The following is a 6,928-nucleotide window of genomic DNA, read 5'->3' as shown; positions in this document are numbered from 1 at the left end:
AGTTTTTACGCCAAGGTTGGATGGAAAATGACTTATCTAAATTGTTTTATGATATTCATCCAAAACATAACTCTTTTGTAGTGCAGTGACTATAGGGCAGCAGCGATAATTATAAATATTACCCCACATCCACGATTGAGCCAAGCTAAGCGATTACCAACATCGAGCCAGCTTGCCAGCTTTTTACCACCTAGCGTATATACGATTTGCCAAATCGTTTCGCTCAAAAACAAGCCAATGGTCAATAGGACATATTGTGGCCATAGTGGCGCACTAAAATTGATAAATTTAGGAAAAAAAGCAGCAAAGAACAAGATAGCTTTCGGATTAGATAATGACACCCAAACACCAGTACGAAACAAGGTCGTATTGCTCGGTGCTATTTTAGTAGCAGCACTAGAGAGCGAACGCGGCTGTGGTGTAGGCAATCCATCAGTGGCAGCATAGTCTGCTGCTACCTCTGCACTCAACTCTTTAGCATCGCTCATCAAGCTACCGTCGCCAGCATCGCGCCAAGAGCTGATACCCAAATAGATTAAATATGCCGCACCCACGGCTTTGATAATGGTCAGTAACCACGGTGACTGGCGACTGATTACATCCAATCCAAGCAGTGTCGATAGCAGTAATACAAACAAGCCAAGGCTCAGACCTGCTAGCGTCCATAAGGTTCGTTTGACGCCATAGTTCATGCCATACTGAAACGCTAGCAGCATATTAGGACCAGGGGTCGCTGAGATAAAAAACGTACTTGCGAAAAACACTGCAAACAGATGCCAAGACATCAACCCACCCCTACTTTGTCATGTGTAAATGGTTCTAATACAAACGGCTATACGACTTAAATATGCGACTAAAAAATAAACACCGCCATTAAGACGGTGTCACTTATACCTATATATCAAAAATTCTCGCAGAAATCATTAAAGAAACGACATGCCTTCTTCTGAATAATTACGATTACATGGACGGCTGAGTCGTACAGCTATCTAACAACTTCTTTAAAAACACATCACAGCGTTCAATTTCACTAAGCTCCACATACTCATCCGCTTTGTGCGCTTGCTCAATACTACCAGGGCCACAGATAATCGTTGGGATACCTGCATTGGTAAACTGACCGCCTTCAGTCGCATAAGCCACTTTATGACGCTCATCATCTCCTGTCAGCGCAGCGATTAGTGATTGCAACTCAGCGCTATCACTATCAGTCATGGCGGGGACGCTTTCTTCTTGCATCAGCTCAATGCCAGTCTCTGGCGCGCGCGCTTGCATTTGGGCATTTAGCTCAGCGACTTTGGCTTGAATTGGCGCTAGTATATCGTCTTGCGTCATGTGCGGCAGGTTACGATAGTCAAAAGTAAACTCGCATAGGTTGGGCACGATATTGGTCGCTGTGCCACCATGTATGGTCCCTACTGACAATGTCGAATATGGCACTGTAAATAATGCATCGTTATCATCACGAGCGCTCAGCTCTTCAGCAAGCGTATCTACATAGCCGACCAATCTGCTAGCGTAGCTAATAGCATTGACACCTTGTGCAATCAATGAAGAATGCGCCGACTTGCCATGTACACGGCAGCGATAAACTGCGATGCCTTTGTGTGCGACTACCATAGCCATGTTAGTTGGCTCACCGACGATACAATAATCAGGCGTGATACCACGTGCTTTTAGGTCTGCCAAAATCAATGGCGCGCCCAAACAACCAACCTCTTCATCGAACGACAATGCCAAATGCAACGGACGACGTAGCTGACCGCTATTCGATAACTGCACGGCTTGTGGCAATACCGTTAGTGCACAAGCGATAAAGCCCTTCATATCACATGCACCGCGTCCGTATAGCTTATCACCACGTATCGTCGCGGTAAACGGCTCTGAAGACCACGCTTGTCCATCAACTGGCACAACGTCGGTATGACCTGATAAGACCAGACCGTTATTGATAATATCAGCATTCTCGCCAGCCGGTACAGTCACAAACAAATTGGCTTTGGTTTTAGCCTCGTTAAAGGTCAAATCTACCGTCAAACCTAACTGCTCACAATAAGACTTTACATCGTTAATCAAAGCCAAATTAGAGTGACGACTAACCGTATCAAAGGCGATGAGACGTGTTAGCCAATCGAGGCTTTGAGTAGGATGTTCGACACTTTTCATCTGGACATCGCTGCTACTATCAACATTATCGCTATTACTGACATTGTCGCTATTACTACTATTATTTTGGATCATAAAATATCCTTACTACAATTTTCAGAACTATGATGTGTCAGAGCTGCCTTACGATGGATTGTTATGATTCATCACATCAACCACTGGCGGCATTGGTTTTGGTAACTTACCTTCTGCCTGTAGCTCTTTGGTTGTTTTGGCATCGATAGACAAACCCGCGATGAGCGCGATATCTTTGACAGCCTTACGTTTACGCGTGGCAAAGCTTACGGGTACCATGCGAGCAAACTCATAGATATAAAGATAAGACTCTTCCCCACCTTCAAAATCCTCATCATCTTCGAGACGAATTGCGCCAATCTTAGCCAAATCAGATAGCATCTCGTTTTCTTCACTGGTCAAACCACAATCAGTAATACCGAAACCGGTCATAAAACCGTTTGCCCACTGTTTCAACGCCATCACGCGCTCGTATAAATCATGTTCATCATCCGGGATGAGCGGCATGTACGCGTAGGCATCATCTTTGTCTTTTAGCTGAAAAACGATGTCTTCCGCTTCTTCTGTCAGCAAGGTCAATGCAAGCTCTGGTAATGGAGCAAAGCTGAGCTCTTCAAACACCTTAGCCCAAGTTGCTTCGTCGGGTGCATTACAAGCCGTCATAAGCCCTGTCATCATGCCATGCACTTCGCTGATAGACACGTCAGTCCAATCATCAAACGCAGTCAGCCAAGTATTCCAGCCAGAGATATTGTCATTCATAATAGATGTCCTAGTAATTGATTATTGCTCATAAAATAAAAATAGTCGCGATAAAATGTCATGGACAAATCATCGATAAATAAAAGTGAAAAGACAAAGCCTGATGCTTGTAATTACTTTGTTGATATAGATATTATGCGGTCACCTATGGCATTATTAAATACAGCGAACAAAATTCATTCACGCTTACTTGTTAAGGATAAAAACTGACTATGTATGATCAACTTAGAATATTAGAAAAAATGGTACTCGACATCAAAAAACAGTATCAGCTTGTCAGTGCTGAACTTAGCAGCTTAAAACAACACCCTGTTACTGATTCAAAAGAATTTGCCGCCCTAAAAACCAAATTAGATAACAGTCATAACGAACGTGACGGTGCCAAAAAACAACTGAACGATCTCGATAAACGCTATCAAAGTCTTGCAGAAGCGCACCATATGATCGGTGAAGAACAAGACAAACTGCAAAAACAGATCAGTCAATTACAACAACAAAACAGCGAGCTGCAACAACACAATAACGAGCTAAAGCAGCAGTATAGCGATATCAAACAACAAAACAGTGAGCTGCAAAAGAAGAACCAATTGGCAGCCGAGCGTACGCAAGTCGTATTACAGCGCCTAACTCGTATCGATCAAGCAGAAGGCTAACGTTTACTTGTAACAGATAGCAAAGACGTACTACTTATTAAACTGCCAAATGCTATTTGTAAAATCTGATATCACTCATTTCACTGACCAGACATTGTAGGATTTATCATGACCGATGACCAAAGCAAATCGATAGAAAAACAACCGAAAAATACTCAAGCGCCAAATGTGCCAGTAACAAGTGCGCCAGTACCACCGCAAAAAACAGTACCAGCAGCATCAAATATATCAAGCGCCATGGCACAATCTAATACCAAAACACCTAAAGCGCCAGAACCACAAATCAAAAAAGTCGATATTGCGATTGCTGGGGTTACTTATCCAATATTTTGTCCAGTACATGAGCAAGAAGAGCTACTGTCAGCGGTTTCGTATATCAACAACTATGCGCTCGATTTAAAAAGAGATGCGCCAAGCCTTAGCCAAGAAAGCATACTGGTACTGTGCTGCTTAAACCTATATGAAAAAATCCATGCCAATCAAAGAAGTGATGAAGATCGCTTGCAGAAAGACAAACAGTCTGAGGCATTGCTCAATAAAATTATGAAGGATGCTCATTCTATTCTGTAGATGCATCGTATTGTATTAAACATATAAGCGCCTAGTTAATAAAGTTAGGCGCTTTTTTATGGTCAATCATTTATTTATTTATGCATAAGGCGTGTAGGTCTTGCCTGCATGAAAGTCTGCCTGATGTTCATAATTGCAAAAGAACAATTCTTGGTTCGCTTCAACATTGCCATCGGTAACTGTGCTTGGTTTGGTTTCGAGTACGCCGCGATATTCAGCCAAGCTGTTGCCACAGAAATTACACTGACGCGGAGTGGTCACATCCCCTTCTTTTGGCATCATGCTTTTAGGTGCACGCGGGTACATAAACTTATAAAAAGCCCACATTGAAGCCCAAATAATAAGGATGACGATAATAACAGCAAACACGGCAGTGCTCCTTCGATTACGGGTAAACGTGAGAAATAATGAAATCTATTAAATAAGATTATTTAAGACGTTTTGATAGCATAAATTTTACCGTCAATAATAGCGATAATACAATGCCTTTACCGTTTAATTGCTGATTGCACTAATTGACTGGTTATATCTAACGGATAACTGTATGAGTAAACCAGTCAACTGCATAACAAAAAACCTGGCCATGATAAGCCAGGTTTTTTATCAAAAGTAACCGTCAATTTAAAACAATAATCAAGTTAAAGTAACTATCAGGTTTTAGCAGGGTTACAGCTGTAGCTCGCTAATATCAGCTACCGTCAAGAACAAGGCGCGAACCTGTTTTAGCAATGCCAAGCGATTGTTTTTAAGCGCAGCATCTTCACTGTTGACCATTACCTGATCAAAGAACTGGGTCAACGGCTCATCTAAGCTAGCCAGCGTTTGCAATACTTGCGTATAGTCCGCTTGCTCCAGCAATGGTTGTACCACTGTCTGCGCTTGCTGCACGTTCGCATATAAGTTTTGCTCAGCAGATTCAGACAGTAGTGCTTCATCGACTGTATCAGCTACGCTCACTTCTGACTTGGCCAATATATTAGCAACACGCTTATTTGAGTCAGCCAACATCGACGCTTGTGACAGCTCGCTAAATGCTTGCACTGCACGGATACGCTGATCAAAATCAAGCGGCATATGCGGGTTAATCGCTTGCACTGCTTGAATCGTATCGACGCTAACGCCCTGCTCTGTATACATCGCACGATAGCGCGAGTTTAAAAATGCCATGACTTGGGTAAAGGTATCACCCATTTTGGCAATCTTACTACCTTCAGCATCACTATAGCCTTTAATCGCTTGCTCAACGAGCGCAACCAGATTAATCGGCAACTGCTTTTCGATCAAAATACGCAAGATACCAATAGCAGAACGACGTAAGCTAAACGGATCCTTTGAACCTGTCGGTGCTTGATCAATCGCAAAAATCCCAACCAATGTATCCAAACGATCAGCCAATGCTAAGCAAATACCAATTGGTGTTTGTGGTAGCACATCGCCACTGAATTTCGGCAGATACTGCTCTTCTAAACTGGCAGCAACCGCTTCAGGCTCATCATTTAGACGCGCATAATACGTACCTGCGATACCTTGCAATTCAGGGTATTCGCCGACAAGCGAGCTGGCTAAATCTGCTTTAGATAAAATGCCCGCACGTACGGTTTCATCAACATTGATATCGTGGCCTTGCTGCTGCATCAACGTGGCAATGAACGCTGCCAGCTTGGCAATACGCTCAGACTTCTCCCAAATCGTACCCAGTTTGTCTTGGAACACGCGATTTTTCAGGCTTTCTGTGAGCGCAAACAACGGCTGCTTTTGATCTTGTAAAAAGAAAAACTCTGCATCAGCCAAACGTGGACGCACGACTTTTTCATTACCTTCAATGATTTGGTTCGGGTCTTTTGACTCAATATTGGTAATAAAGATAAAGTAAGGCTGTAGCTTGCCAGCCTTATCGGTTAAGCAAAAATACTTTTGATCCGCTTGCATGGTCGAGATAAGTGCTTCTTGCGGTACTTGTAAAAAGCGCGCTTCAAAGCTTGCTCGTAGCGCAATTGGGAAATCGACCAATGCAGTGACTTCGTCTAATAAGTCTTGCGGTACGATGGCATCAGAATTGACTTCATCTGCCAAAGCTTTGACTTGGTTTTTGATCAGCATTTGACGCTTATCAAAATCTGCTACTACTTTTAGACCGTCTAGCAATTGCTCATAATCATTGGCATGAGCAATGTTATGGTAGTCAGGGCTGTGGAAGCGATGACCACGCGTTTGCGTACCAGTCTGATGACCTTGGATAGTGGCATCGATGACAGTACCATCCTGCATCAATACTGCCCACTGCACTGGACGCACAAACTCGTTACGGCTAGCACCTGAGCGCATACGCTTAGCAATTGGCAAATTATCTAGCGCGGTTTGGAAAATAGCAGGCAGTAACTCAGTTGTCGCTTGACCACGGATAGTCTGCTCAAAACCGACATAGTCACCTTTATCGGTATTAATCGTTATAAGCTCGCTAGCTTCAATACCCAAACCTTTGGCAAAACCCATGGCCGCACGTGTTGGGTTACCCTCTGCATCGAACGCTGCTTTAATCGCTGGTCCGCGTTTTTGCTCAGTGCGATCAGGCTGCTTATCGCTAATACCTTGAATCTGAATGGCCAGACGGCGCGGAGCAGCAAAGGCTTTGATACTATCAAAGGTAATATCTGCTGCCGTCAATTGCTCAGTAACACTGGCTTGTAGTGCATCACGTAATGGTTTTAGGCTCTTTGGAGGTAGCTCTTCACACCCCAGTTCAAATAGAATAGTACTCATGG

The 6,928-nt window shown here is 43.4% G+C and carries 7 protein-coding genes; 2 read left to right on the top strand and 5 right to left on the bottom strand.

Annotation, left to right across the window (positions count from 1 at the left end; all coding sequences use genetic code 11):
- Positions 1-89 precede the first annotated feature (89 nt).
- From ACQKCG_RS12295 to ACQKCG_RS12285, 3 genes are all read right to left on the bottom strand, one after another.
- Positions 90-785, bottom strand: coding sequence for a LysE family translocator (locus tag ACQKCG_RS12295; protein ID WP_427585419.1), 696 nt, complete (start codon positions 783-785; stop codon positions 90-92).
- Positions 786-960: 175 nt separating this feature from the next.
- The gene (gene argE / locus ACQKCG_RS12290; RefSeq protein WP_101205829.1) at positions 961-2,166 is read right to left on the bottom strand and encodes an acetylornithine deacetylase; all 1,206 of its coding nucleotides are present in this window, start codon (positions 2,164-2,166) and stop codon (positions 961-963) included.
- A gap of 123 nt (positions 2,167-2,289) precedes the next feature.
- A complete protein-coding gene (locus ACQKCG_RS12285) occupies positions 2,290-2,943 on the bottom strand; it encodes a UPF0149 family protein (RefSeq protein ID WP_101205754.1) in 654 nt (217 codons plus the stop codon).
- A gap of 212 nt (positions 2,944-3,155) precedes the next feature.
- Here ACQKCG_RS12285 and ACQKCG_RS12280 point away from each other — a divergent pair, with 212 nt between their 5' ends.
- Positions 3,156-3,596, top strand: a complete 441-nt coding sequence (locus ACQKCG_RS12280) for a hypothetical protein (protein WP_057761479.1) — start codon at positions 3,156-3,158, stop codon at positions 3,594-3,596.
- Positions 3,597-3,704: 108 nt separating this feature from the next.
- Positions 3,705-4,166 (top strand): cell division protein ZapA, encoded by a 462-nt coding sequence (locus ACQKCG_RS12275; RefSeq protein ID WP_101205753.1) that lies wholly within the window; start codon positions 3,705-3,707, stop codon positions 4,164-4,166.
- A gap of 78 nt (positions 4,167-4,244) precedes the next feature.
- On the opposite strand, the gene ACQKCG_RS12270 is transcribed toward ACQKCG_RS12275, so the two are convergent.
- Together ACQKCG_RS12270 and glyS are read right to left on the bottom strand one after the other, a co-directional pair.
- A complete protein-coding gene (locus tag ACQKCG_RS12270) occupies positions 4,245-4,535 on the bottom strand; it encodes a hypothetical protein (RefSeq protein WP_227522949.1) in 291 nt (96 codons plus the stop codon).
- A gap of 297 nt (positions 4,536-4,832) precedes the next feature.
- Positions 4,833-6,926 carry a glycine--tRNA ligase subunit beta gene (gene glyS, locus ACQKCG_RS12265; protein ID WP_101205752.1) on the bottom strand — a complete coding sequence of 698 codons (2,094 nt, stop codon included), beginning with the start codon at positions 6,924-6,926 and terminating at the stop codon, positions 4,833-4,835.
- Positions 6,927-6,928 lie beyond the last annotated feature (2 nt).

The organism is Psychrobacter sp. NPDC078929 (assembly GCF_050267985.1).
Taxonomy (GTDB): domain Bacteria; phylum Pseudomonadota; class Gammaproteobacteria; order Pseudomonadales; family Moraxellaceae; genus Psychrobacter.
This window is presented reverse-complemented; position numbering and strand designations above follow the sequence as displayed.